Source organism: Polaromonas sp. CF318 (assembly GCF_000282655.1).
Classification (GTDB): Bacteria; Pseudomonadota; Gammaproteobacteria; order Burkholderiales; family Burkholderiaceae_C; genus Polaromonas.
Map to the genome: position 1 here is coordinate 13,463 of NZ_AKIV01000052.1, position 25,628 is coordinate 39,090.

Below are 25,628 nucleotides of genomic sequence, written 5' to 3' on the forward strand. Positions count from 1 at the left end.
CCATCGTAGGCAGACGGAGCAATACAATCAAATGATTGTCATGGATACACTGCCCTATGGCGCAGGCCCGCTACAAACAACTGGTTGACGCGTTCGCGGCGGACATTCGCGCGGGGCGACTCCTGCCGGGTACGCGTCTGCCGACCCACCGCAGGCTCGCCGAAGAGCATGGCCTGGCACTGGTGACAGCGACCCGCGTTTATGCGGAGCTCGGGGCCATGGGCCTGGTCAGCGGCGAAACCGGTCGCGGCACTTTTGTCCGGGAGAGCACGCTTGCGCGCGAACTGGGCATAGACCAGCATGTCGTGGCCTCGGGCATGGTGGACCTGAACTTCAACTACCCCTCGCTGCCGGGCCAGGCCGAGTTGCTGCGTGAGGGCTTGCGCCAACTGGCCGCTTCCGGCGACCTGGAGGCCCTGTTGCGCTACCAGCCGCACGGCGGGCGCCCGCATGAGCGTGCGGCCATGGCGCGCCACCTCGCAAGTCGGGGTTTGAGTGTCGGTGCGGACCAGGTGATGATCGTGAACGGCGCCCAGCAGGGCCTGGCCATCACCGCCATGGCGCTGCTGCAGCCGGGCGATGTGGTCGCGGCCGACGCGCTGAGCTATCCGGGTTTCAAAGTGCTGGCCCAGGCGCATCGCCTGGAACTCGCTCCGATTCCAGCAGCCGGCAGCGGCCCCGACCTGGACGCGCTGGAGCGCCTGTGCCGGCGCCGGCGGGTGCGCGCCGTCTACGTAATGCCGACGCTGCACAACCCCCTGGGCTGGGTCATGGGCGCGAGCCGTCGGCGCCAACTGGTGGCCATCGCTAGGCGGCATGGCCTGCTGATCATCGAGGATGCGGCCTATGCCTTTCTCGCCCGGGACCCGCCGGCTCCCGTGGCCGCGCTGGCCGCCGAAATGACTGTTTATGTGTCGGGGCTTTCCAAGAGTGTGGCGACCGGCTTGCGTGTCGGCTTTGTTGCCGCACCGGCTGAATACGTCCCCAGGCTGGAGCGCGCGATCAGGGCGACCACCTGGAATACGCCCGGCGTGATGACGGCGCTGGCCTGTGGCTGGCTGGACGACGGCACGGTCGCCCGGCTCGAATCAGAGAAACGACGGGACGCTGAAGCCCGCCAGGTGATTGCCGCCGAGGTCTTTGCCGGACTGCGATGCGTACGCCATCCGTCCTCTTATTTCGTCTGGCTTCCGATGGCGGAGGAACAGCGGGCCGACAAGCTTGCCGCGGCGCTCATGCGTGATGGGATATCGGTGTCCACGGCCGAGGCTTTCGCGACCATCGCCCAGGCACCGCATGCCATCCGCCTGGCATTGGGCTCGGTCGCGCTGGACGCGCTGCGCGAGGTGCTGCAAAAAGTAAGGCGCGCGATAGATGCGCAGGCCTGGTGAGCGAGCGGCCTTAGTTCTTCGCCCTGGCCCGCAGCACGGCCGAGCGCACCAGTGCCAGCCTGTCGTTGCCGAAGTACATGTCCTCGCCCACAAAAAAGGTGGGCGAGCCGAAGGCGCCGCGGCGTATGGCTTCGTCGGTATTGGCCTTGAGCTGCTCCTTGACGTCGGGCCTGGCGATGCCCGCCAGAAAAGCCTCGGCATTGATGCCTACCTGCCGGCAAATCGCGGCCAGCACCTCGTCCTGCGAGATGTCTTCCTCGCGCGTGAAATAGGCTGCGAAAGTGGCTTCGATGAAGGCGAGGTAATGCGGCTGCGCCGCGGCGTCCTGCGCGATCCACAGGCAGCCTCGCATGGCCTTGACGCTGTTGACCGGGAATATCCTGGGCGGGAAGGCGATCTTCAGGCCGGCTTCACGCGCGTTGTCGCGCAGGTCCTTGAGCATGTAGCGGTTCTTCGGCGTGTCCATGTCTTCGCGCGCCGCGTAAATGCCCTTGTTGACGCTGTTGAAGATGCCGCCCACCAGCACTGGCTTCCAGTTGATGGTCTCCTGGAGTTCGGCCGCCAGCGGCTGGATGTTGCGAAAGGCGATATAAGTCCAGGGGCTGGAGCAGTCGAAGAAAAATTCAATCATGGTTTGTCTCTTGGGGCTGTTTCGTTGTTGGGAAGGTCAGGACATCTTGTGCGCGCCCTCGCGCACGCTTTGCGCGGTCTGGCCGAACAGGGCTTTGCGCGCCTCTTCGGTCAGGGCCGGCGCGCGCAGTTCCTTGCCCAGGTCCAACCCGCGTTTGACGGCCAGCCTCTCGAACAGGGCGTCGTACCAGCGCTGCACATGCGGAAACTTTTGCAGTTCCACCTGTTGCGCCTTGTGGGTGCGCACCCAGGGGAAGATGGCCATGTCGGCAATGGAATAGTCGGCGCCGGCCACAAACGCGCCCGTGCGCGCCAACTGCGCGTCGAGCACACCGTAGAGGCGGTCCACTTCCTTGCCGTAGCGGTCTATGGCGTAGGGAATCTTTTCGGGCGCATACAAAAGAAAGTGGCCGTTTTGCCCGGCCATGGGGCCCAGCCCGCCCATCTGCCACATCAGCCACTGCAGGGCCTGATAGCGCTCGCGCAGGCCCGTGGGCAAAAAGCGGCCGCTTTTTTCGGCCAGGTAAAGCAGGATGGCGCCGCTTTCAAATACCGCCACGGGCGCGCCGCCGCCGGCGGGCGCATGGTCGACGATGGCCGGCATGCGGTTGTTGGGGCTGATGGCCAGGAAGTCCGGCGCGAACTGCTCGCCCTTGCCGATGTTGACGGGGTGCAGGCGGTAGGGCAGGCCGCATTCCTCCAGCATGATGGAAATCTTCCATCCGTTGGGCGTGGGCCAGTAATGCAGGTCAATCATGGGAATCCTCAAAGTGAAGTGCGTCAGATCAGGGGCGCCAGCTGCGGGTGGTCGGCGGCGAGACGCCGCGCTTCGCTGCCGCCCGGCGACATCATGCTGAAGTCCGAAAAATCAAAGCCCGGCCCGACCATGCAGGCCACCAGCGTGAAGCCCGCGGCATCGCCCGGCTTAGGCCTGGCGGCCTGCCAGAGGCCGGCCGCCACGACATGCTGGGGCAGGGTGACGGTGCTCACGGGGCCCAGGACCTCGCTGTGCAGGCGGCCGTCCGCCGCGTCCCAGGTCCAGAGGTCCAGCGCTGCGCCTTCCAGGTGTACCCACACCTCGTCGGACAGCACGCAGTGCCAGCGCGAGTGCTGCGCCGCTTCGAGCAAAAAGTAAATGGAGGTCAGGGCGCTGCGCGCGGGCCTGCCGTCCTGCGGCATGACCTGGCCCGCGGAGCGAAACACCTCGCGGTACCAGCCGCCTTCCGGGTGGGGCTGCAGTTGCAGCTGTTCAATCAGTTGCCGGGTGCGCGGCGTCGGTGTGGATGGCATGAGGCGCAGTTTGCCTCAAAGCCGGGCCGGCTTCCAACCGAGAAGGATTGCCCCTTGGCCTCTGCGGGGCAGGGGCTGCCCCAGGACCTTATTCCAGGTCTTCGATGGCCAGGCTGTGGTACTTCTGTGCGTAGGAGAAAGGCACCTTGCGCACCACCTCCATGATGCGCTCCGTGGCGTCCTTGTTGGGCACGGGAATCATCAGCGCATGGTGGCCTTCGCGGGCCAGGTCCACGTATTTGTGGACGGTGGCCCCTTCGGTGCCGACGCGCGGCAGGCGCACGTCCGAATGGCCGTCGGCTCGGCTGATGTCGGCGATGATGTCTTCCGGCGTCAGCAGCATGACGCCGTCGCTGCCCACTTCCAGCTCATGCGCGACATGCTTGGCATCCTCGGCGTCCGGGAACATGATGAAGGCGTATCCGGTGGGGTAAAACACACCGCCCATACTGAGCATTTTTTTGGTCAGCTCAAAGTGCTTCATGGCGAATCCTTTCATGCTTGCGTTGCATCAACGAATCATTAAGGCGCGGAAACTGGGTATTTCCGGTCAGCCATGACATCCTCTTCCTGTCAGACGCAGACGTCAAGTCAGGCCCGAGGCTCATCTCTTATGCCAGCAGGGGCCGCGGAACCGGCTTTGCCGGGCCGCAGGCGCAGCGCCCCATTACACGAAGTGAAAAGCGTGGGGGCTAAAGGTCTTCAAGCTTGACGCTGGGTTCGGCCATGACACGGACCGTGCTTTGCAGCCCCTGCACGATCTGGTTGGCGAAAAAGCTGCTCTGGGTGTCGGGCTCCAGCGCTGCCATCACGAGGTTGGCCATGGGCTGGTTGAGCGGCACGTAGTAGCTGCCGCGCGCCACGTCGACCACGCCGCGCGCCAGGCTGACCTGAACCTTGATGATGGCATTGCCGTCGGCGATGGCCCCGCGCACATCCTGGCGTTCGCCCGAGGTGCTGGCGATTTCGCGGTAGCTGTCGCCCAGCATGGAGCCCTGCTCGGCAACGCGCATGACCTGCACGCCGTGCAGGCGCAATCTGTCGACGGCCACGGTGGACGCGGCTGACAGCCAGTAGCCGCAGGGGCGGGCTCTGGCCTTCAGGGTGCGCAGCGCCAGCGCGGAATCCCAGTCCACGCTGACGGCCTTGTCGGCGCCGGTGACCGGGTCCAGCATCAGCAGTTCGTACTGGGCGGCGGTGGGGGCGGCTTCGACGATGGCCTGCTCCTTGCAGGCCTGGGCGCTGACTTCCTTGTCGAGGTAGGGGCGCAGCTGCTGCAACTCGCCCGCGCGCTGGGCGGTGCTGGCCAGCACGCTGGTGATGGCCGTGACCTGGGTGTGCACGCGCCGCTGGATGTGCAGCCGCCCTATGCCGACGCCGCGCGTCTCGATCAGCAGGCTGATGGCGTTTTTCAGCCCGCTCACGTTGCGGCCGGTGTCGGGCTGGGTGCCGCCCATGGAGATTTTTTTGTCGGCCAGGTCGCTGGAGGTGGTGTAGTACCACTCGCTGCTGAGGTTCTGGCTCTTGAGCGCGGCCAGCATCGGGCGGCGGTACCACTCCTCGGCGGCCTTGGTCAAAAACTCGGGCAGGTTGGCGGTGGTGGCGTACTGGAACAGCGCGTCGAACTTCTGCACCGTGCCGAATTTCTGCAGGTAGCGGCCCACCACCGTGTATTCATGGGCATCGACCACCACGGTCGGGTTGTAGTCGCGGGCCAGCCGGGCCAGCGCCTGGGCTTCGGGCGTGTTCAGCAGCAGGTGGTCGCGGTTCATGTCCAGCCCGCCGCTGGTGGCGCGCTGGTCGATGGCTGCGCCGTCGGGATTGCCGCGCGGAACGATGACCACATTGATGCGCTCCAGCGCCGGCTGCAGCAAGCCCTGCGCGAGTTCGCGTGCGATCACCAGCAGCGCCTCGCTGCCGGCCGGCTCGTCGCCATGCTGCTGGCCGACCAGCAGCACCGTGGGCTTGCCTGCGGCCTGCATGAGGGCCGGGTCCGTGCCGCCCGCGCGCGTCAGCACCAGCGCCTCCAGCGGTTCGCCGCGCTGCGAGCGGCCTATCGGCAGCACGCTGGCCCGTATGCCCGGCGTGCGCGTGGCGGCGGCCGCCTGTTCGCGCAGCCAAGCCTGGATTTCGGCCTGGGTGGTGAAGCTGCTGCGGCCTGCCTGCAGGCCGGGCGTGTTGTAGGTCACTGAAGGCGCCGGGAAGCGGGCGGCAACGGCGGCGCTGTAAGGCGCGGGCGCCTCGGCCTGGGCGGCAGGCGAGGAGGGTAGCGCGGCCGAGGCGACGGGCGTTACCTGCACGGCGGCCGGTGGGGCAGGGCGCGGCGCGGCGGGTACCGGAGCGACCGCGGCTGGCTGCGCCGAAGGCGGTGTCCATGGCGGCAGCGGGACGGAGGTGCAGGCGGCCAGCAAGGCCAGCGGCGCCAACAAGGCCAGCGGGCGCAGGCGATGAACGGAGGGGGCGGGGCGTTGCGTTGTCTGGATTCGCGGCATGGTGGTCGTCATGGATTTTTGCGTCTCAAGCGTGGCCTGGTGCTACAAAGAATGGAGCGCTCATATTACCCGGCTTGCCGCCCCGGCCGCATGGCAGTTTGACGAAAATCGCGGGTGTTCGGACATGTAACGGCGGCGCCGGCTTCGCGGCAAAACCCTTGCCGCCGCGGGCAGCGGCCTTTCTGGGAAAATGCTGTCATGCCTCTTGCGGTTTCCACCACCTCTTTCTCGCACCCTCCGGGCGCCGGCCATCCATGGCGCCTGAGCGTGGCCCCCATGATGGACTGGACCGACAGGCATTGCCGCCATTTTCACCGGCTGCTGTCGCGCCATGCCTTGCTCTATACCGAGATGGTGACCACGGGCGCGCTGATCCACGGCGACGTGGAGCGCCACCTGCGCTTCAACGCCGAAGAGCATCCCGTGGCCCTGCAACTGGGCGGCAGCGAGCCGGCCGACCTGGCCCAATGCGCCCGGCTGGGCGAGCAATGGGGTTATGACGAAATCAACCTCAACTGCGGCTGCCCCAGCGAGCGCGTGCAGCGCGGCGCCTTCGGCGCCTGCCTGATGGCCGAGCCGCAGCTGGTGGCCGATTGCGTGAAAGCCATGGTCGACGTGGTAGCCGTGCCGGTCACGGTGAAGCACCGCATCGGCATCGACAAGGGCGAGAGCTATGAATTTGTACGCGACTTCGTGGGCACGGTCAGCGAAGCCGGCTGCAAGGTCTTTATCGTGCACGCCCGCAACGCCTGGCTCAAAGGCCTCTCGCCCAAGGAAAACCGCGAGGTCCCGCCGCTGCGCTATGAACTCGTGCACCGCCTCAAGCGGGAATTCCCGCACCTGGGGATTTGCATCAACGGCGGCATCAACACGCAGGAAGAGGTGGCCGGGCACCTGGCCGCGCTTGACGGTGTGATGATAGGCCGCGAGGCCTACCACAACCCCTGGTGGCTTGCCTCCTGGGACAGCGCCTTCTTCGGCGCCGCCGAATCCCCGCTGAGCCGCGAGGCCGTGGAGTCGCAGATGTGCGACTACATGGTGCGCGAGGCCGCCGAGCACGGAACGCCCAGGAGCGCCATCGCGCGCCACATGCTGGGCCTGCGCAACGGCCTGCCCGGTGCGCGGCGCTGGCGCCAGGTCTGGAGCGACCATCGCCTGCGTGACATGCCGCCGCATGCCGTGATGGCGCTGGCGCATGAAATGCCGGCTTCGTCGCCATCGGCGCTCGCCGATGCCACGGCCATGGCCCATGCATGATTCCGCGCAAAAACAGGCGCGCCGGGCGCTGGCCCTGCTTTGGCTGGTGCCGGCGCTCTGGACGGTCAACTACATCGTGGCGCGCAAGGCGCCGGGCGTGATCGGTCCCTATCTGCTGGCCTTTGGCCGCTGGGGCCTGGCGGCCTTGTTGCTGCTGATGCTGACCCGGTCGGAGTTGTGGCGCCAGCGGGAGCACATCGCCAAGGTATGGTGGCAGTATCTGGTATTGGGCACCCTGGGCATGGTGATTTGCGGCGCCTGGGTCTACCAGGGGGCGCGCTCCACGGGCGCGATGAACATCGCACTGATTTATTCGGCCTCACCGGTGCTGATAGGCCTGGGCGCGGTGGTCTGGCTGGGCGAGCGCCTGAGCCTGCGCCAGGGCCTGGGCGTGCTGCTGGCCATCGCCGGGGTGGTGCATGTGGTGGTCAAGGGCCAGTGGACTGCGCTGGCCGGCGTGCAGTTCTCGGCCGGAGACCTGTGGATCGTGGCTGCCACGGTGTCCTGGGCGGGCTATGCCTTGCTGCAGAAGCAGTGGCCCAGCCCGCTGGGCGCCACGGCCCGCCTGGCCGCCATCTGCATAGGCGGCACCCTGGTGCTGCTTCCCCTGACGGTGTGGGAAATGTCACGGCCGGAGGCTTTGCCGCTGAGCGGCTATGGCCTGCTTCTGATTGTGGTGGCCGCGATTGTGCCGGGGCTGGGCGCCTACTGGATTTACGGCTGGGCGCAAAAAATCCTGGGCGCCAGTCGCGTGGCGGTGTCGCTTTATCTCGGGCCTCTGTATGCGGGACTGGCCGCCTGGGGTGTCCTGGGCGAACCGTTGGGCTGGCACCACGCGGTGGGTGCCGCATTGATATTGCCTGGCGTATTTTTTGTAACGGGCGCCGGCAAGGGGCTGACGAAAAAACATTCAAGGCCCATACTGACAGAAGGAACCTGAAATTCCTGACACGCGTTGGCGGCTTCAGCTTGTGTCCTGCTGTTGGTTCGTGCAACGCGTGTGCATGAGTTTTGTCTTTTGAATGCGGCCGGCCTTGAAATCGATCGCAGCCAGCGAATCGCACTCTTCAAGAAAACCTCCCGGAGCTCCCTGATCGCCTGCGCAATCAGCTATTGAAAATATAGCAAGCTCAACGGCCGGCATGACTCGGGTGAGCCACTGCCGGCCTGTGCACAGACGCACACACATCATTCGCATTCGTTAAAAAATACGCTGTACCTATTCGCGCATTTGGAAAATAATGGAGTCGATAGGTCGTTGGAACTTTCCATTGAAGTCGCGATCTATCAGTCACCTGGTGTGAGACAAAAGTTCGATGCATAGCGCGGAATCTGGAGCAGATTTCCATCTCGAGTCGGGGTTCTTCGGTACCCGCGCGCAAAGGAGGATTTATGGATGTGGTCCGTAATTTTCTGACGCGTTATGAACAGACGCGAGAAGAGGAACTGTCCATCGAGGACTACCTCGATGCCTGCAAGCGCAGTCCTCTCGTCTATGCCACCGCGGCCGAGCGCATGCTCGCCGCCATCGGCGAGCCGGAGCTGCTGGACACCCGGCATGACCAGCGCCTGTCGCGCGTGTTCGGCAACAAGGTCATCAAGATCTACCCGGCATTCAAGGACTTCTACGGCCTGGAGGACCCCATCGAGCAGGTGGTCTCCTACTTCCGCCACGCCGCGCAGGGCCTGGAAGAGAAAAAACAAATCCTGTATCTGCTGGGCCCCGTGGGCGGCGGCAAGTCGTCGATCGCCGAGCGGCTCAAACAGCTGATGGAGCAGGTGCCTTTTTATGCGCTGAAAGGCTCGCCGGTCAATGAGTCGCCGCTCAGCCTGTTCAACAACACAGAGGACGCTCCGTTGCTCGAAGCGCAGTACGGCATCGCGCCGCGCTACCTGCAGCGGGTGATGTCGCCGTGGGCGGTCAAGCGCCTTGAGGAGTACGGCGGCGACATCCGGCGCTTTCGCGTGGTCAAGCGCTTTCCTTCCATCCTGAAGCAATGCGCCATTTCCAAGACCGAGCCCGGCGACGAGAACAATCAGGACATTTCCTCGCTGGTCGGCAAGATCGACATCCGCAAGCTGGAAACCTATGCCCAGGACGATCCCGACGCCTACAGCTATTCCGGCGGCCTATGCCTGGCCAACCAGGGTTTGCTGGAGTTTGTCGAGATGTTCAAGGCGCCCATCAAGGTGCTGCACCCCTTGCTGACCGCCACCCAGGAGGGCAACTTCAAGGGCACGGAAGGCTTCGGCGCCATTCCCTTCGACGGCATCGTGATGGCGCACTCCAACGAAAGCGAGTGGAAAGCCTTCAAGAACAACCGGAACAACGAGGCCTTCCTGGACCGGATCTACATTGTCAAGATTCCGTACTGCCTGCGCGTATCGGAGGAAATCCGGATTTATGAAAAGCTGATCCACAACTCCTCGCTGCGCGAGGCCATCTGTGCCCCCGGCACCTTGAAGATGATGGCGCAGTTTGCCGTGCTGACGCGCCTGAAGGAGCCCGAGAGTTCCAGCATCTTCAGCAAGCTGCAGGTGTACGACGGCGAAAACCTCAAGGACACCGACCCGAAAGCCAAGAGCTACCAGGAATACCGCGACTATGCGGGTGTCGACGAGGGCATGAACGGCATCTCGACGCGATTTGCCTTCAAGATTCTCTCCAAGGTGTTCAACTTCGACTCCACCGAAATCGCGGCCAACCCGGTGCACCTGATGTATGTGCTGGAGCAGCAGATAGAGCGCGAGCAGTTCCCGCCGGAGACCGAGCAGAAGTACCTGGCCTACATCAAGGAAATCCTGGCCATGCGTTATGCCGAGTTCATCGGCAAGGAAATCCAGACGGCCTACCTGGAGTCCTATTCGGAATACGGCCAGAATATTTTCGACCGCTACGTGACCTACGCCGACTTCTGGATCCAGGACCAGGAATACCGCGACACCGACACCGGGGAAATTTTCGACCGCTCGGCACTCAACGCCGAGCTCGAAAAAATCGAAAAGCCGGCCGGCATCAGCAACCCGAAAGACTTCCGCAACGAGATTGTCAATTTTGTGCTGCGCGCGCGCGCCAACAACGCCGGCAAGAATCCCTTGTGGACCAGCTATGAAAAGCTGCGGACCGTGATCGAGAAAAAGATGTTCTCGAATACCGAGGATCTGCTGCCGGTGATTTCCTTCAATGCCAAGGCCAGCGCGGACGAGCAGCAAAAGCACGAGGACTTCGTCAACCGCATGGTCGCCAAGGGATACACCACACGCCAGGTCCGCCTGCTGTGCGACTGGTACCTGCGGGTGCGCAAGAGTTCCTGAGTCCATGGCGCGCCGCGGCGGACGCGCCATGTGTCATGTGTATCTGACCGGAGATCACCGTGCTCCAGCAAGTCATTGACAGGCGGTTGTCGGGCAAGAACAAGTCCATAGGCAACCGCGAGCGTTTCCTGCGGCGCTTTCGCGAGCAGATACGCGATACCGTGCGCCGCGCCGTCGCCGGCCGCAGCATCCACGACATCGAACAGGGCGAAGACGTCACCCTGCCGCGGCGCGACGTTTACCAACCGGTGTTCGAACACACCGGCGGCACGCGCGAGAGCGTGCATCCCGGCAACCGCGAGTACGTGCGCGGCGACCGCATCGCAAAGCCGCAGGGCGGCCGCGGCGGCGGCTCGGGCGGCGAGGCCAGCCCCGATGGTGTGGGCGAAGACGACTTTGTCTTTCGCATCACGCGCGAAGAGTTCATGCAGTATTTCTTTGACGACCTTGCGCTGCCCGACCTGATTCGCACCCAGCTCCTGCCCGATGCGCCGGAATGGAAGTCGCGCCGCGCCGGTTTCATCTCGGACGGAACGCCGACCAACCTGCACATCGTGCGTTCGCTGCGGGTTGCGTTGAGCCGGCGTATCGCCATAGGCGGGGAAACCCGGCGGCAGTTGCATGAACTGGAAGCGCAGCTGGCGCTGGCCGAGCGCGGGGCGCCCGGCTTGCCGGGTGAGATTCTGGCCCTGAAAACGCAGATCGACGCGCTTCGCCGGCGGCTCAAGACCATCCCTTTTTTTGATCCCTTCGACCTGCGTTACCGCAACCGGGTCAGGGTGCCGCAGCCCAGCGCCAAGGCGGTCATGTTCTGCCTGATGGACGTCTCGGGTTCCATGGATGAAACACGCAAGGACATCGCCAAACGGTTTTTTATCCTGCTGTACCTGTTCCTCAAAAAGCACTATGAGAGGACCGACGTCGTTTTCATTCGCCACCACACGCAGGCGACCGAGGTGTCCGAAGAGGAGTTCTTCCAGTCGACCGAGACCGGCGGTACCGTGGTGTCCAGCGCCCTGGCCCTGATGCACCAGATCATCCAGGAGCGCTACCCGCCCGGCGACTGGAACATCTATGGCGCCCAGGCCTCGGACGGCGACAACTGGCACCAGGATTCGGCCCGCTGCCGCGAGCTGCTGGTCGGCAAGCTGCTGCCGGTGTCGCGGTATTTCGCCTATGTCCAGGTCGGTGAAGAAGACCAGAACCTCTGGGAGGAGTACACCCAGGTGCAGGAGGAGAACCGGAACTTCGCGATGCGCAAGGTCGGCGCCGCCGACGAGATCTTTCCGGTGTTCAGGGAACTGTTCAAAAAAGGCGTCAAGCCATGACAAAGACCAGCGCGAAAAAGCCTGCCGAAGTCGCGACTCCCGGCTTGTCCGGTTTATCCGGCGCAGGGCGCCGGCGCGCCTGCCTGCCCAGCCCGTCCGACTGGTCCTTCGAGTTGATCGAGCTCTACCACGGCGAGATTGCGCGGACGGCGAAGTCCTTCGGCCTGGATACTTACCCGGTGCAGCTCGAAGTCATCACCGCCGAGCAGATGATTGATGCCTATGCGTCGGTGGGCATGCCCGTCAACTACCGGCACTGGTCTTTCGGCAAGCAGTTCATCTCGACGGAAAAAAATTACCGCCGCGGCCAGATGGGGCTGGCTTACGAAGTCGTGATCAATTCCAATCCCTGCATCGCCTACCTGATGGAAGAAAACACCATGCCCATGCAGGCGCTGGTGATGGCCCATGCCTGCTACGGCCACAATTCCTTCTTCAAGGGCAACTACCTGTTCCAGATGTGGACCGATGCCGCCGCCATCATCGACTACCTGGTGTACGCGCGGGCCTACATCACCGAATGCGAAGAGCGCCACGGCTGGGAGCCCGTCGAGCAGCTGCTGGACTCCTGCCATGCGCTGATGAGCCATGGCGTGGACCGCTACCAGCGCTCGCAGAAGCTGTCGCTGGCGGAGGAAGAGGTCAGGCGCAAGGACCGCGAGGCCTATTTGCAGCAGCAGCTCAACGACCTCTGGCGCACGGTGCCCAGATCAGCCGACAAGCCGGCCGAAAAGCCCAATCGCCGTTTCCCGCCGGAGCCGCAGGAAAACATCCTGTATTTCATCGAAAAAAACGCGCCGCTGCTGGAGCCCTGGCAACGTGAGGTGATCCGCATCGTGCGCAAGATCGGCCAGTATTTTTACCCGCAGCGCCAGACCCAGATCATGAACGAAGGCTGGGCCACGTTCTGGCATTACACGCTGCTCAATACCATGTACGAAGAGGGCTTGCTGACCGACGGTTTCATGATCGAATGCTTGCGATCACACACCAACGTCATTTACCAGCCGCCGGTGACGCACCCGGCCTATAGCGGCGTCAACCCCTATGCGCTGGGTTTTGCCATGTTCACCGACCTCAAGCGTATTTGCCAGTCCCCCACGGATGAAGACCGGCAATGGCTGCCGGACGTCGCGGGCTCGGACTGGCGGGAGACGCTGGATTACGCGATGCGGCATTTCCGCGATGAGAGTTTCATCGGGCAGTACCTGTCGCCCCATTTGATACGCGAGTTCCGCCTTTTTTCCGTGGTGGACGACGCCGGCCAGCCTGAGCTGGAGGTGGCGGCCATCCATGACGCCGATGGTTACCGGCATGTGCGCGAGGCGCTGTCGCGCCAGCATGACCTGAACTACCGTGAACCCAACATCCAGGTCTGGGACGTTGACGTGCGCGGGAACCGCTCACTAACGCTGCGCCACAGCCGCCACAACGACAGGACCCTCACCGACGATGTGCAGGAAGTCATCAAGCATGTCGCGCGCCTGTGGGGTTTCCGCGTGCTGCTCGAAAGCGTGGACAAACACGGCAAGGTGGTGCAGCACTGGGAGGCGCAGCCGCACCCCTGACCCCAGCCTTGGGCCTGTCAGCCCGCCGCTTCCAGCCCGTTCCTGAAATGTTCGCGCATGCGCTGCGCGGTGGCCTCGGCGTCGTGCGCGGCCAACGCCTGCATGATGGCGCGGTGCTCGGCCAGGGATTCCTCGATGCGGCCGCTCTTGAGCAGCGAGTTGTGGCGGTTGAGCTTCATCACCTTGCGCAGGTCGGCCACCATCTGGTCGCGCCAGCGGTTGTTGGCGATTTCCAGCAGCCGCATGTGAAAGGCCTCGTTGATCTCGAAAAAGCGCTCGCGGTTGCCGGCGGCTTTTTCAAGCTCCTCGTGCAGGCCTTGCAGCTCCTTGAGCTGCGACGGCGTCGCCTGGGTGGCCACCACGCCGGCTGCGTCGCTCTCGAGCAGGGCCAGCAGGTGGTAGACGTCGGTCAGGTCGCGTTCGGAGACTTCCGTCACATAAGCGCCGCGCCGCACCTTCATGGTGACCAGGCCCTCGGTGGCCAGCACCTTGAGGGCCTCGCGCAGCGGCGTGCGGCTGATGCCGTATTCCTCGGCCAGCTTGAGCTCGTCTATCCAGCTGCCCGGCGCCAGCTCGCGGCTGAAGATGCGCTGGCGCAAAAGCTCGGCGACTTCTTCATAAAGCGCTCGGGGAGTCAGGGACACGGCGGCCATGGACATAAGGTGTTTTTTGGAGAGGCAAGAGGCTTCAGGCGGCGCTGCTTCCTGTCAGCGCCAACAACTGCATCTTACCTGAAACTGAATTTTGCATCAATAATTATAAATGATGTAAACTTGCCTCCGATTCATGTATTCACCTCGGCTTGAGCCTATGCTGCTTGCATCGCGGCCTCGGCCTGAAGCCCTGTACGGTAACAACATCCCATGTCCAAGCCCCATTCCGAACCTGAATTTCCCGCTGCCAGCCTTGAGGCCTGGGCCAAGGCAGCCGCCAAGTCGGCGCCCGGCGGCGATCTGGGCGCGCTCAACTGGCAAACGCCGGATGGCATCAGCGTCAAGCCGCTGTACACGGCCGAGGACGTCAAAGACCTTCCCCATACCAACACGCTGCCGGGTTTTGAGCCCTTCATTCGCGGCCCGCAGGCCACCATGTATGCGGTGCGGCCATGGACGATTCGCCAGTACGCGGGCTTTTCCACCGCCGAGGAATCCAATGCTTTCTACCGCAAGGCGCTGGCCGCCGGCGGGCAGGGTGTCTCGGTGGCCTTCGACCTGGCCACGCACCGCGGCTACGACAGCGACCATCCGCGCGTGACCGGCGACGTGGGCAAGGCCGGCGTGGCCATCGATTCGGTCGAGGACATGAAAATCCTGTTCGACCAGATCCCGCTGGACAAGGTCAGCGTCTCCATGACCATGAACGGCGCGGTGCTGCCGGTGCTGGCGGGCTATGTGGTGGCGGCCGAAGAGCAGGGCGTGAGCCAGGACAAATTGAGCGGGACCATACAGAACGACATCCTCAAGGAGTTCATGGTCCGCAACACCTATATCTTCCCGCCCCAGCCCAGCATACGCATCATCGGCGACATCATCGAATACACGGCGCAGAACATGCCCAAGTTCAATTCGATCTCGATCTCGGGCTACCACATGCAGGAAGCCGGCGCCAACCAGGCGCTGGAGCTGGCCTTCACTTTGGCCGACGGGAAAGAGTATGTGAAGACCGCGCTGGGCAAGGGCCTGGATGTTGATGAGTTCGCCGGGCGCCTGAGCTTCTTCTGGGCCATAGGCATGAACTTCTACCTGGAAGTCGCCAAGATGCGCGCCGCCCGCCTGCTGTGGTGCCGCATCATGAAGGGCTTTAACGCCAAGAGCCCCAAGAGCCTGATGCTGCGCACGCACTGCCAGACCTCGGGCTGGAGCCTGACCGAGCAGGACCCCTACAACAACGTGGTGCGCACCACCATAGAAGCCATGGCCGCGGTCTTCGGCGGCACGCAAAGCCTGCACACCAATTCCTTTGACGAGGCGATTGCCCTGCCCACCGAATTCAGCGCCCGCATCGCCCGCAATACCCAGCTCATCATCCAGGAAGAAACCCACATTCCCCAGGTGATAGATCCCTGGGCCGGCAGCTACATGATGGAAAAGCTGACCCAGGACATGGCCGACGCCGCCTGGGCCATCATCGAGGAAGTCGAGGCCATGGGCGGCATGACCAAGGCCGTGGACAGCGGCTGGGCCAAGCTCAAGATCGAGGCCGCCGCGGCTGAAAAACAGGCACGCATCGACAGCGGCAAGGACGTCATCGTCGGCGTCAACAAATACAAGCTCAAGAGCGAAGACGCGATCGAGGCGCGCGACATCGACAACGTGGCCGTGCGCGAGGGCCAGATCAAGCGGCTCAAGGCCATCAAGGCAGGCCGCGACAATGCGGCGGTGCAGGCCGCGCTGGATGCCCTGACGGCGGCCGCGGAAAATAACAACGGCAACCTGCTGGACCTCAGCATCAAGGCCGTGCGCCTGCGCGCCACGGTGGGCGAGGTCAGCGATGCCCTCGAGAAAGTCTACGGGCGCCACCGCGCCGATACACAAAAGGTGACCGGTGTGTACGCTGCCGCTTATGACTCTGCCGAAGGCTGGGAAACCCTCAAGACCGAAATCAATGCCTTTGCCGAAGAGCAGGGCCGTCGCCCGCGCGTGATGATCTCCAAGCTGGGCCAGGACGGCCACGACCGCGGCGCCAAGGTGGTGGCCACGGCCTTCGCCGACCTGGGCTTTGACGTGGACATGGGCCCGTTGTTCCAGACGCCCGAGGAGTGCGCCCGCCAGGCGATTGAAAACGACGTGCACGCGGTGGGGGTCTCCACCTTGGCCGCGGGCCACAAGACGCTGGTGCCGGCCATCATCGCCGAGCTCAAGAAGCAGGGCGCCGACGACATCATCGTGTTTGTGGGTGGCGTGATTCCGCGGCAGGACTACGACATGCTTTACGAGGCCGGCGTGAAAGGCATCTACGGTCCAGGCACGCCGATTCCGGCCAGCGCCAAGGATGTGCTGGAACAGATCCGCGCCGCTGTTGCGAAGTGAGCCGGTGGTGACGGACATCAGTTCCCGCCTGTCCTTGCAGCCGGTTATGGCCGGCGACTTCGAGGACATGCTGGCCTTGCGCATAGACGCGATGCGGCCCAGCCTGGAGCGCGTCGGCCGTTTCGATCTTGCGCGCTCGCGCGAGCGGCTGTCGGCGGGTTTTGTGCCCCCTTATATGCAGCACATCCTGCTGGACGGCGGGCGCGTGGGTTTTTTCACGCTCAAGCCAGAAGGCGAAGCAGCCCTGCGGCTCGACCATCTTTACCTGCGCAGCAGCGCCAGCGGCCAGGGCATAGGCTCGTGGGTGCTGCGGCAGGTGCTGGCCCAGGCGCGCGAACGCGGCCTGGCCGTGAGGCTGACCGCGCTCAAGGAAAGCGATGCCAACCGCTTCTACCTGCGCCACGGTTTTGTGCTGCAGGGTGAAGAGGGCGTGGACCTGCACTACGAATGGCCCGCGGTGGAGCGCGTGGCGTGATGGCCGCGCCTGATTTCCTCCAGGCCATCCGGGGCCCGGATGCGATGGCCAAGCGCCGTGCGATCGCCAAGGCCATCACGCTGCTGGAGTCCACGCGTGCCGACCACCGCGCCCAGGGTGACGAGCTGCTCACCGCTTTGCTCCCCTATACCGGCAAGGCTTTGCGCCTGGGCATCAGTGGCGTGCCGGGTGTGGGCAAATCCACCTTTATCGAAGTGCTGGGCCTGCACCTGATTGCGCAGGGCCATCGCGTCGCGGTGCTCACCGTCGACCCTTCTTCCTCCGTCTCGGGCGGCTCCATCCTGGGCGACAAAACCCGCATGGAAAAGCTCTCGATGCATGAGCGTGCCTACATCCGGCCCAGCCCTTCCAGCGGCAACCTGGGCGGCGTGGCCGAAAAAACGCGCGAAGCCATGCTGGTCTGCGAAGCCGCCGGCTACGACGTGGTGATTGTTGAAACCGTAGGCGTGGGCCAGAGCGAAACCGCTGTTGCCAACATGACCGACATGTTTGTGCTGATGCAGCTGCCCAATGCCGGTGACGACCTGCAGGCGATCAAAAAGGGCGTGATGGAGCTGGCCGATCTGGTCATCATCAACAAGGCCGACATTGACGCCGATGCGGCCATGCGGGCCGAAGCCCAGATCACTTCGGCGATGCGCCTGTTCGGCCTGGTGAACAATGCAATGGACAGCACCCAAGCCGCCAATTTCGACAAGAACTGGCACCCGCAGGTGATACAGCTCAGTGCGCTGCACAACAAGGGCGTGGACGTTTTCTGGAAAGCCGTGACGCGGTTCAAGGACTTGCAGACCGCCAACGGCCAATTGGCGGCCCGCCGCCAACAGCAGTCACTCTCGTGGATGTGGGAGCGCATAGACGCCGGCCTCAAGCAGGCCTTTCGCCAGGACCCGCAGGTGCGTGAGCGCCTGCCCGGGCTCATTGCCGAGGTGGCGCGTGGGGAAGTTGCGGCATCGACGGCGGCCCGCAGCTTGCTGGCCCTCGCGGCCAAAGGGTGGAATCAATGAAGAAAATACTCGTTCTTTGCGCGTTGCTCCTGCAGGCTTGCATGGCCTGGGCCGGCGGCCTGGCGGCGGGTGAGCCGGGCAGCTTTGTGTTCACCGACAAAGGCTTTTTCGCGGACAAGCCCGTCACCGTGCATTACTACAAGGCGCGCAGCGCCGGCCCCGATGCCCGGGTGATGGTGGTAGTCCACGGCACGGAACGCCAAGGCTCGCGCATGCGCGACAACTGGATGCCTTTTGCCGAGAAAAACAAGCTCATCGTGCTGGCCCCGGAATTCGACGAGGGGCGCTTCCCCTCCCGGCTGTTCAATATGGGCGGCATCGAGACGCGCGACCGCAGCAAATGGTCGTTCCAGATCGTCGAGCATTTGTTCGACTTTGTGCGTGCGCAGGAGGGGCTTTCGGCATCCGACTACCTGCTGTTCGGCCACTCGGCGGGCGGGCAGTTTGTGCACCGTTTCATGCTGCTGGCCGAGGCACCGCGCGTTTCCGTCGCCGTGGCGGCCAATGCCGGCAGCTACACCATGCCCCTCTATCCGGGCTTGATGGACGACAAGTTTCCTTACGCGCTGGACGAAAGCATCGTCAGCCCCGACAAGCTCAAACAGGTCTTTGCGCGCAAGCTGGTCGTGCTGCTCGGCGAGGCCGACATCCAGACCGACGCGGCCAACCTGCCCAAGGCCCGGCAAGCCACGGCCCAGGGGGCGAATCGCCTGGAGCGCGGCAACAACTTCTTTGCGCAGGCCACGGCGCAGGCGCAGAAGCTGGGAACGCCCCTGGCCTGGGAGCGCGTCACCGTACCGGGCGTGGGACACGACTCGCGCCGCATGAGCCAGGCCGCCGCGCGCCTTTTGTTTGAACCGGTCCGGTAAAATTTTTTTCGTCCAATCGCGGAACACACCATGCAAGAAATCCTTGAACAACTCGAAAAGAAACGCGCCGCTGCCCGTCTGGGCGGCGGGCAAAAGCGCATAGACGCGCAGCACGGTAAAGGCAAGCTCACGGCGCGCGAACGGCTGGAGTTGCTGCTCGATGAAGGCACGTTTGAAGAGTGGGACATGTTTGTCGAACACCGCTGCACCGATTTCGGCATGCAGGACAACAAGATTCCCGGCGACGGCGTCGTCACCGGCTACGGCATGATCAACGGCCGCCTGGTGTTTGTCTTCAGCCAGGACTTCACGGTGTTCGGCGGCGCCTTGAGTGAAGCCCATGCCGAAAAAATCTGCAAGGTGATGGACCAGGCCATGAAGGTGGGCGCGCCCGTCATCGGCCTCAACGACTCGGGTGGTGCCCGCATCCAGGAGGGCGTGGCCTCGCTGGGCGGTTATGCCGACGTGTTCCAGCGCAACGTGATGGCCAGCGGCGTGATTCCGCAGATCAGCATGATCATGGGGCCCAGCGCCGGTGGCGCGGTGTATTCGCCGGCCATGACCGACTTCATCTTCATGGTCAAGGACAGCTCCTACATGTTTGTCACGGGCCCCGAAGTCGTCAAGACCGTGACCCATGAGGAAGTCACGGCCGAGGAACTGGGCGGCGCCACCACTCACACCACACGCAGCGGCGTGGCCGACCTGGCCTTCGAGAACGACGTCGAGGCGCTGCTCATGCTGCGCCGCCTCTACAACTACCTGCCGCTGAACAACCGCGAAAAAGCCCCGGTGCGGCCCAGCGCCGATCCGGCCGGCCGCATGGATCTGAGCCTGGACACGCTGGTGCCTGAGAACCCGAACAAGCCGTACGACATGAAGGAGCTCATCGTCAAGACGGTGGACGACGGCGACTTCTTCGAGATACAGCCCGAATACGCGAAAAACATCATCATCGGCTTCGCCCGCATGGAGGGGCAGACGGTGGGCATCGTGGCCAACCAGCCGCTGGTGCTGGCCGGCTGCCTGGACATCAAGAGTTCCATCAAGGCCGCGCGCTTTGTGCGCTTCTGCGATGCCTTCAATATCCCGGTGATCACCTTTGTCGACGTGCCCGGCTTCATGCCCGGCACCAGCCAGGAATACGGCGGCATCATCAAGCACGGCGCCAAGCTGCTGTACGCGTATGCCGAATGCACCGTGCCCAAGATCACCGTGATCACGCGCAAGGCCTACGGCGGCGCCTACGACGTGATGGCCTCCAAACATTTGCGCGGCGACGTCAATTTCGCCTGGCCCAACGCCGAGATCGCCGTCATGGGCGCCAAGGGCGCGGTGGAAATCATCTTTCGCGAAGACAAGGGAGACCCGGCCAAGCTGGCCGCCAAGGAAGCCGAATACAAGGCCCGCTTCGCCAACCCCTTTGTGGCCGGCGCGCGCGGCTTTATCGACGACGTGATCCTGCCGCACGAAACGCGCAAGCGCATCTGCCGCTCGCTGGTGATGCTGCGCGACAAAAAAATCGAAAACCCGTGGCGCAAGCACGGCAACATTCCGCTGTGAGCGCGCCATGATCAGCCACTATCCCCGATTCCGTGAGGGCGCGGCGCCGGGCCTGGTGCCCAAGCTGGGCGGCCTGCCCTGGGGGCTGCCCGTGCGCCTTTGGCCTGTCTGCAAGGAATGCGGGCGACCCATGAGCCATCTTGCGCAGCTGCCGGCCGCCGCGCCCGAACTGCCGCTCGCGCAGGGTGAAGTGCTGTTTCTTTTTAAATGCGAGTGGGACAGCGTCTGCAGCTTCTGGGAATTCGATGCCGGCGCCAACGCCGCTTTTACGGTGCCGCAAAGCCAGTTGGGCGAGCTTGCCACCGAGCCGCCCGCCGACGCCGGGGACGGGCCGCCGGCCGTGCTGTCCGAACTGGGCGTTGTGAGCTGGCGCACCGACGATGATGGCGCGCCGCCCGAGCTTGAGGACGCGTTCTACGACGACGCCCGCTATTTTGAGTTGCCGCAAGACATTGCACATCCGCACAATTGGGCCAGCGCCTGGCGTACCAAGAGCGGGGGCGTTCCCTATTGGACAGCCAATGGGGTGCAGCAAAGCCCGCCCGGCAGGATGCTGCTGCAAATCGACAACTGGGTGGAACTGGAAGGGGGCGGCTCGGCCGAGGTTGCCAACTTCTGCTCGGACGGCACTGCCTACGTATTTGTCGACCGCTCACAAACTCCACCGGCTTACTCCATGTTTATCAACCGCTGAAGCGGCCAACGACGCCAACGACAACAGGTTCAATGATGTTTACCAAAATACTGATTGCCAACCGCGGCGAGATCGCCTGCCGCGTCATCAAGACAGCCCGCAAGATGGGCATCAAAACCGTCGCGGTCTATTCCGACGCCGACAAGGACGCCCGCCATGTCGAGCTTGCCGATGAAGCCATCAACATCGGCCCGGCGCCCAGCCGTGACAGCTATTTGCAGGCCGACAAGATCATCGCGGCCTGTAAGCAGACGGGCGCACAGGCAGTGCACCCCGGCTACGGCTTTCTGAGCGAGAACGCGGGTTTTGCCAAGCGGGTGGAAGAAGAGGGCATTGTCTTCATAGGTCCCAAGCACTATTCGATTGCCGCCATGGGCGACAAGATCGAGTCCAAAAAGCTGGCCGGCGCGGCGGGCGTTAACTGCATCCCAGGCGTGAACGACGCGATTGACAGCGCTGAGAAGGCCGTGGAGATCGCCAAAGGCATTGGCTACCCGGTGATGATCAAGGCGAGCGCGGGCGGCGGCGGCAAGGGTTTGCGCGTGGCCTTCAACGACAAGGAGGCCCTGGAAGGCTTTACCTCCTGCCGCAACGAGGCGCGCAACAGCTTTGGCGACGACCGCGTTTTTATCGAGAAATTTGTCGAAGAACCCCGTCACATCGAAATCCAGCTGCTGGGCGACAGCCACGGCAATGTGGTGTACCTCAACGAGCGCGAATGTTCCATCCAGCGGCGCCACCAGAAGGTGATTGAAGAGGCGCCGTCGCCCTTCATCAGCGACGCGACGCGCAAGGCCATGGGCGAGCAGGCGGTGGCGCTGGCCAAGGCCGTGAAGTACCAGAGCGCTGGCACGGTGGAGTTTGTGGTCGGCAAAGACCAGAGCTTTTACTTTCTCGAAATGAACACCCGGCTGCAGGTGGAGCACCCGGTGACGGAGTGCATCACCGGGCTGGACCTGGTGGAGCTGATGATCCGCGTGGCGGCCGGCGAGAAGCTGCCGATCGCGCAGAAGGACGTGCAGCGCAACGGCTGGGCGATTGAATGCCGCATCAACGCCGAAGACCCGTTCCGCAGCTTCCTGCCGTCCACCGGCCGGCTGGTGCGCTTCCAGCCACCCAAGGAGACCATGTTCGCGGCCGACACCGCGCAACTGCACGGCGTGCGTGTCGACACCGGCGTGCAGGACGGCGGCGAGATCCCGATGTTTTACGACTCGATGATCGCCAAGCTCATCGTGCACGGCAAGGATCGCAAGGAGGCGATTGCCAAAATGCGGGAGGCGCTCAACGGCTTTGTGATCCGCGGCATCTCCAGCAACATCCCCTTCCAGGCGGCCTTGCTGGCGCATCCCAAATTCGTTTCGGGCGATTTCAACACCGGCTTTATCGCCGAGAACTACGCCAAGGGCTTTCATGCCGAAGATGTGCCGCACGAGGACCCATCCTTCCTGCTGGCGCTGGCGGCCTACGTGAATCGCCGCATGCTGGGCCGCGCGGCCGGCATCAGCGGCCAGTTGCCGGGCCATGGCGTGACGGTGGGCGAGGAGTTCGTCGTCGTCAGCCTGGGCGCGGCGGGGCAGAACACGCCGCACCCGGTGACGGTAGGCAACTATCAGGCGCAAACCGGTTCCGGCACGGTGGAGGTGGGCTCCAGGAGTTATGAAATTTGCAGCAACTGGCACCTGGGCGGTGCGCGCATTCGCGGGACCGTCAACGGCCAGCCCTTTGCCGCGCAGGTGGAGCGCGGCGTGGGCCGCAATCCACTGGCCATCCGCATTGCCCACAACGGCACACGGCTGGACGCTCTGGTGCTGACGCCGCGCGCGGCGCAACTGCACGCGCTGATGCCCTACAAGGCGCCGCCCGACATGAGCCGCTATGTGCTGTCGCCCATGCCCGGCCTATTGGTGGACGTGGCGGTGCAGGTGGGCCAGAAAGTGCAGGCCGGCGAGCGCGTAGCCGTGATTGAGGCGATGAAGATGGAAAACGTGCTGTTTGCCGTCGCCGACGGTGTGGTCGGCAAGGTGCTGGCGGCTAAAGGTGAGTCGCTCAGTGTCGATCAACCGATTGTGGAATTCCAGGCATGAGCGCCGCACGCCCCTTCAAAGTGCTGGGCATCCAGCAGATTGCCATTGGCGCCACCAGCAAGGATCGCCTGCGCACGCTGTGGGTGGACATGCTGGGCCTGGACGTCACGGGCAACTTCGTCAGCGAGCGCGAGAACGTGGACGAAGACATCTGCGCCATCGGCAGCGGCCCCTTCAAGGTCGAGGTTGACCTGATGCAGCCGCTGGATGTGGACAAAAAGCCCGCGGTGCACACCACGCCGCTCAACCACGTGGGCCTGTGGATAGACGACCTGCCCAAAGCCGTGGAATGGCTGACGGCCAAAGGCGTGCGCTTCGCGCCCGGCGGCATACGCAAGGGCGCGGCGGGTTTTGACATTTGCTTTCTGCACCCCAAGGCCAGCGAGGAGTTTCCGATCGCGGGCGAGGGCGTGCTCATCGAGCTGGTGCAGGCGCCGCCTGAGGTGATCCAGGCGTTTTCCGCCCTGGGCTGAAAGCCGGCTACCCGGTTTACTCTTTGGTGCGCTGTGCACGGGCCCGGGCCAGCGCCGCTTCGATCACGGCGCGTTTGCGGTCCACTACGGCGGGGTCGGTTTCAGGCCGTGCGGCGGAGGCCGCAGGTGCTACGGATGTTGAACCGGCGGGCTTGCCTTCTTCTTTCTTGTGCCGGGCCCGATGGCCCTCATAGCGCGCCTTGGCCGTGCCGGCCTCCTGCTGCGACCAGGCGTCCCAGCCGGTGCGCGAGCCGGTGACGTTTTCCAGGCTGATGCAATCGACCGGGCATACCGGGATGCACAGCTCGCAGCCCGTACACCAGGGTTCGATCACGGTGTGCATCATCTTGTTGCTGCCCATGATGGCATCGGTCGGGCAGGCCTTGAGACACAGGGTGCAGCCTATGCACCAGTTCTCGTCGATGACGGCCAGGGCGCGCGGGCCTTCCGTACCGTTGGCGGGATTCAGGGGCAGGGCGGGCAGGCCGGTGATGGCCGCGAGGCGCCTGACGCCTTCGGCGCCGCCCGGCGGGCATTGGTTGATGGCGGCTTCGCCCGAGGCCATGGCCTGCGCGTAGGCCGCGCAGTCAGGGTAGCCGCAGCGGGTGCACTGGGTCTGGGGCAGGGCGGCGTTGAGGCGCTCAAAAAGGCGAAAGTCGGTGGGGGAGCTCACCGGCCTATTGTCCTACCAGTCACGGGCCTCCCGGCCCGGCCGTGCGGCACAGGCTTTCAGGCCTGTTTGCTGCGCGCCGTCTTTTTTGCCACAGGCTTTGCGGCGGGCCTGGCCGCGGATTTTGCGGCGGTTTTCGCGGTGGTTTTTGCCGCTGCCGCCCGTTTGGCCGGAGCCGAAGGCCGGTTGTTCGCCTGGATAAAGTCCTTGACCTGCGGGTAGACGATTTCGCGCCAGCGGCGGCCGCTGAAGATGCCGTAATGGCCCGCGCCCTTGACTTCCAGGTGCTTTTGCAGCCCCTTGGGGATGTTGTGGCAAAGGCTGTGGGCCGCCTCGGTCTGGCCTGAGCCGGAGATGTCGTCCAGCTCGCCTTCGACGGTGAAGTGGGCCGTGGTCTTGATGTCCTGGGGCCGCACGCGCTCAAGTTCCCCGTCCACGCTCTTGACGTCCCAGGTGCCGTTGACCAGCTTGAACTCCTGGAACACCGTCTTGATGGTGTCCAGGTAGTAATCGGCGTCCATGTCGAGCACGGCGTTGTATTCGTCGTAGAACTTGCGGTGCGCCTCGGCGCTGGCGTCGTCGCCCTTGATCAGGTCCTTGAAGTAGTCGTAGTGGCTGCTGGCATGGCGGTCGGGGTTCATCGCGACGAAGCCGGTGTGCTGCAAAAAGCCGGGGTAGACGCGGCGCCCGACGCCCGGGAAGTTGCTGGGCACGCGGTAGATCACATTGTTCTCAAACCACTCGTAGCTCTTGTTCATGGCCAGGTTGTTGACGGCGGTCGGCGACTTGCGCGCGTCGATGGGGCCGCCCATCATGGTCATGCTCAGCGGGGTGGTTTCGCCGCGCGAGGCCATCAGCGACACCGCCGCGAGCACCGGCACGGTGGGCTGGCACACGCTGATGACGTGGCAGTTGCCGTAAATGCCCTGGATGTGGCGGATGAATTCCTGCACGTAGTTGACGTAGTCGTCCAGATGGAAGGAGCCGTCGGACAGCGGCACGGTGCGCGCGTTCTTCCAGTCGGTGATGTAGACCTTGTGGTCCTTGAGCATGGTCTTGACGGTGTCGCGCAGCAAGGTGGCGTAGTGGCCGGACAGCGGCGCCACGATCAGCACCGCGGGCTCGCCCTTCAGGCCTGTCAGCGTGGCCGGGTCGTCGGTGAAACGCTTGAAGCGGCGCAGTTCGCAAAAGGGTTTGTCGATTTCCACGCGTTCGTGGATGCTGACCTCGGTGCCGTTGACGTCGACGGTGCGGATGTCGAAGGCCGGTTTTTCGTAGTCCTTGCCCAGCCGGTAGATCAGGCTGTAGCCGGCCGCCACGCGCTGGGCAAAGGGGTTTTGCCCGAGCGGCGACAGGGGGTTGCCGTAAAGCTTGGCAGCGGCCTGCGCGAAGTCGACAAAGGGCTCCATCAAGGTGCGCTGGGTTTCATAGACTTGGTACAGCATCGGGGGTCAACCTTGGGTTATGTC

General features: G+C 64.0%; 22 protein-coding genes. 14 read left to right on the forward strand and 8 right to left on the reverse strand.

What is annotated here, in order from left to right; translation table 11 throughout:
* Positions 1-56 precede the first annotated feature (56 nt).
* Complete coding sequence (locus PMI15_RS08855) at positions 57-1,391, forward strand: PLP-dependent aminotransferase family protein (RefSeq protein WP_007866952.1); 1,335 nt, start codon at positions 57-59, stop codon at positions 1,389-1,391.
* A gap of 10 nt (positions 1,392-1,401) precedes the next feature.
* On the opposite strand, the gene PMI15_RS08860 is transcribed toward PMI15_RS08855, so the two are convergent.
* The 5 genes from PMI15_RS08860 to PMI15_RS08880 all read right to left on the reverse strand — a co-directional run bounded on the left by PMI15_RS08860 (position 1,402) and on the right by PMI15_RS08880 (position 5,815).
* Positions 1,402-2,022 (reverse strand): 2-hydroxychromene-2-carboxylate isomerase, encoded by a 621-nt coding sequence (locus PMI15_RS08860; protein WP_007866953.1) that lies wholly within the window; start codon positions 2,020-2,022, stop codon positions 1,402-1,404.
* Positions 2,023-2,058: 36 nt separating this feature from the next.
* Positions 2,059-2,778 carry a glutathione binding-like protein gene (locus tag PMI15_RS08865; protein WP_007866954.1) on the reverse strand — a complete coding sequence of 240 codons (720 nt, stop codon included), beginning with the start codon at positions 2,776-2,778 and terminating at the stop codon, positions 2,059-2,061.
* Between the two features lie 23 nt (positions 2,779-2,801).
* Positions 2,802-3,311, reverse strand: a complete 510-nt coding sequence (locus PMI15_RS08870) for a cupin domain-containing protein (RefSeq protein ID WP_007866955.1) — start codon at positions 3,309-3,311, stop codon at positions 2,802-2,804.
* Between the two features lie 88 nt (positions 3,312-3,399).
* On the reverse strand, positions 3,400-3,795 hold the full coding sequence (locus tag PMI15_RS08875) for a hypothetical protein (RefSeq protein WP_007866956.1): 396 nt from the start codon (positions 3,793-3,795) through the stop codon (positions 3,400-3,402).
* A 208-nt stretch (positions 3,796-4,003) separates the two neighbouring features.
* Positions 4,004-5,815 carry a M14 family metallopeptidase gene (locus tag PMI15_RS08880; protein WP_007866957.1) on the reverse strand — a complete coding sequence of 604 codons (1,812 nt, stop codon included), beginning with the start codon at positions 5,813-5,815 and terminating at the stop codon, positions 4,004-4,006.
* A gap of 186 nt (positions 5,816-6,001) precedes the next feature.
* On the opposite strand from PMI15_RS08880, the gene dusA reads away from it, so the two are divergent.
* The 5 genes from dusA to PMI15_RS08905 all read left to right on the forward strand — a co-directional run bounded on the left by dusA (position 6,002) and on the right by PMI15_RS08905 (position 13,271).
* Positions 6,002-7,060: a tRNA dihydrouridine(20/20a) synthase DusA gene (gene dusA / locus PMI15_RS08885; protein ID WP_007866958.1), complete on the forward strand. Its 1,059-nt coding sequence runs from the start codon at positions 6,002-6,004 to the stop codon at positions 7,058-7,060.
* Positions 7,053-8,000: a DMT family transporter gene (locus tag PMI15_RS08890; RefSeq protein ID WP_007866959.1), complete on the forward strand. Its 948-nt coding sequence runs from the start codon at positions 7,053-7,055 to the stop codon at positions 7,998-8,000. Before dusA ends, PMI15_RS08890 begins: the two co-directional genes overlap by 8 nt.
* 452 nt (positions 8,001-8,452) lie before the next feature.
* Entirely contained in the window at positions 8,453-10,375 is a 1,923-nt protein-coding gene (locus tag PMI15_RS08895; RefSeq protein ID WP_007866960.1) for a PrkA family serine protein kinase, read from the forward strand.
* Positions 10,376-10,428: 53 nt separating this feature from the next.
* On the forward strand, positions 10,429-11,703 hold the full coding sequence (locus tag PMI15_RS08900; RefSeq protein WP_036838160.1) for a YeaH/YhbH family protein: 1,275 nt from the start codon (positions 10,429-10,431) through the stop codon (positions 11,701-11,703).
* Positions 11,700-13,271 (forward strand): SpoVR family protein, encoded by a 1,572-nt coding sequence (locus PMI15_RS08905; RefSeq protein WP_007866962.1) that lies wholly within the window; start codon positions 11,700-11,702, stop codon positions 13,269-13,271. Before PMI15_RS08900 ends, PMI15_RS08905 begins: the two co-directional genes overlap by 4 nt.
* Positions 13,272-13,288: 17 nt before the next feature.
* On the opposite strand, the gene PMI15_RS08910 is transcribed toward PMI15_RS08905, so the two are convergent.
* Positions 13,289-13,924 (reverse strand): GntR family transcriptional regulator, encoded by a 636-nt coding sequence (locus PMI15_RS08910; RefSeq protein ID WP_007866963.1) that lies wholly within the window; start codon positions 13,922-13,924, stop codon positions 13,289-13,291.
* A gap of 210 nt (positions 13,925-14,134) precedes the next feature.
* On the opposite strand from PMI15_RS08910, the gene scpA reads away from it, so the two are divergent.
* The 8 genes from scpA to PMI15_RS08950 are packed head-to-tail and all read left to right on the forward strand — an operon-like array spanning position 14,135 to position 23,489.
* Positions 14,135-16,300, forward strand: coding sequence for a methylmalonyl-CoA mutase (gene scpA / locus PMI15_RS08915; protein WP_007866973.1), 2,166 nt, complete (start codon positions 14,135-14,137; stop codon positions 16,298-16,300).
* A 7-nt stretch (positions 16,301-16,307) separates the two neighbouring features.
* Positions 16,308-16,775 (forward strand): GNAT family N-acetyltransferase, encoded by a 468-nt coding sequence (locus PMI15_RS08920; RefSeq protein ID WP_036838194.1) that lies wholly within the window; start codon positions 16,308-16,310, stop codon positions 16,773-16,775.
* Positions 16,775-17,803: a methylmalonyl Co-A mutase-associated GTPase MeaB gene (gene meaB, locus PMI15_RS08925; RefSeq protein ID WP_007866987.1), complete on the forward strand. Its 1,029-nt coding sequence runs from the start codon at positions 16,775-16,777 to the stop codon at positions 17,801-17,803. Before PMI15_RS08920 ends, meaB begins: the two co-directional genes overlap by 1 nt.
* Positions 17,800-18,672: a hypothetical protein gene (locus PMI15_RS08930; RefSeq protein ID WP_157214575.1), complete on the forward strand. Its 873-nt coding sequence runs from the start codon at positions 17,800-17,802 to the stop codon at positions 18,670-18,672. The genes meaB and PMI15_RS08930 overlap by 4 nt, the downstream gene beginning before the upstream one ends.
* Before the next feature lie 30 nt (positions 18,673-18,702).
* On the forward strand, positions 18,703-20,235 hold the full coding sequence (locus PMI15_RS08935) for an acyl-CoA carboxylase subunit beta (RefSeq protein WP_007866994.1): 1,533 nt from the start codon (positions 18,703-18,705) through the stop codon (positions 20,233-20,235).
* Positions 20,236-20,242: 7 nt separating this feature from the next.
* Entirely contained in the window at positions 20,243-20,929 is a 687-nt protein-coding gene (locus tag PMI15_RS08940; protein WP_007866997.1) for a hypothetical protein, read from the forward strand.
* Positions 20,930-20,964: 35 nt separating this feature from the next.
* Entirely contained in the window at positions 20,965-23,016 is a 2,052-nt protein-coding gene (locus PMI15_RS08945) for an acetyl/propionyl/methylcrotonyl-CoA carboxylase subunit alpha (RefSeq protein WP_007867000.1), read from the forward strand.
* Positions 23,013-23,489 carry a VOC family protein gene (locus tag PMI15_RS08950; RefSeq protein WP_007867003.1) on the forward strand — a complete coding sequence of 159 codons (477 nt, stop codon included), beginning with the start codon at positions 23,013-23,015 and terminating at the stop codon, positions 23,487-23,489. Before PMI15_RS08945 ends, PMI15_RS08950 begins: the two co-directional genes overlap by 4 nt.
* Positions 23,490-23,505: 16 nt before the next feature.
* On the opposite strand, the gene rsxB is transcribed toward PMI15_RS08950, so the two are convergent.
* Together rsxB and PMI15_RS08960 are read right to left on the reverse strand one after the other, a co-directional pair.
* On the reverse strand, positions 23,506-24,162 hold the full coding sequence (gene rsxB, locus PMI15_RS08955) for an electron transport complex subunit RsxB (protein WP_007867005.1): 657 nt from the start codon (positions 24,160-24,162) through the stop codon (positions 23,506-23,508).
* Between the two features lie 56 nt (positions 24,163-24,218).
* A complete protein-coding gene (locus tag PMI15_RS08960; RefSeq protein ID WP_007867006.1) occupies positions 24,219-25,604 on the reverse strand; it encodes a polyhydroxyalkanoate depolymerase in 1,386 nt (461 codons plus the stop codon).
* Positions 25,605-25,628: the final 24 nt, after the last annotated feature.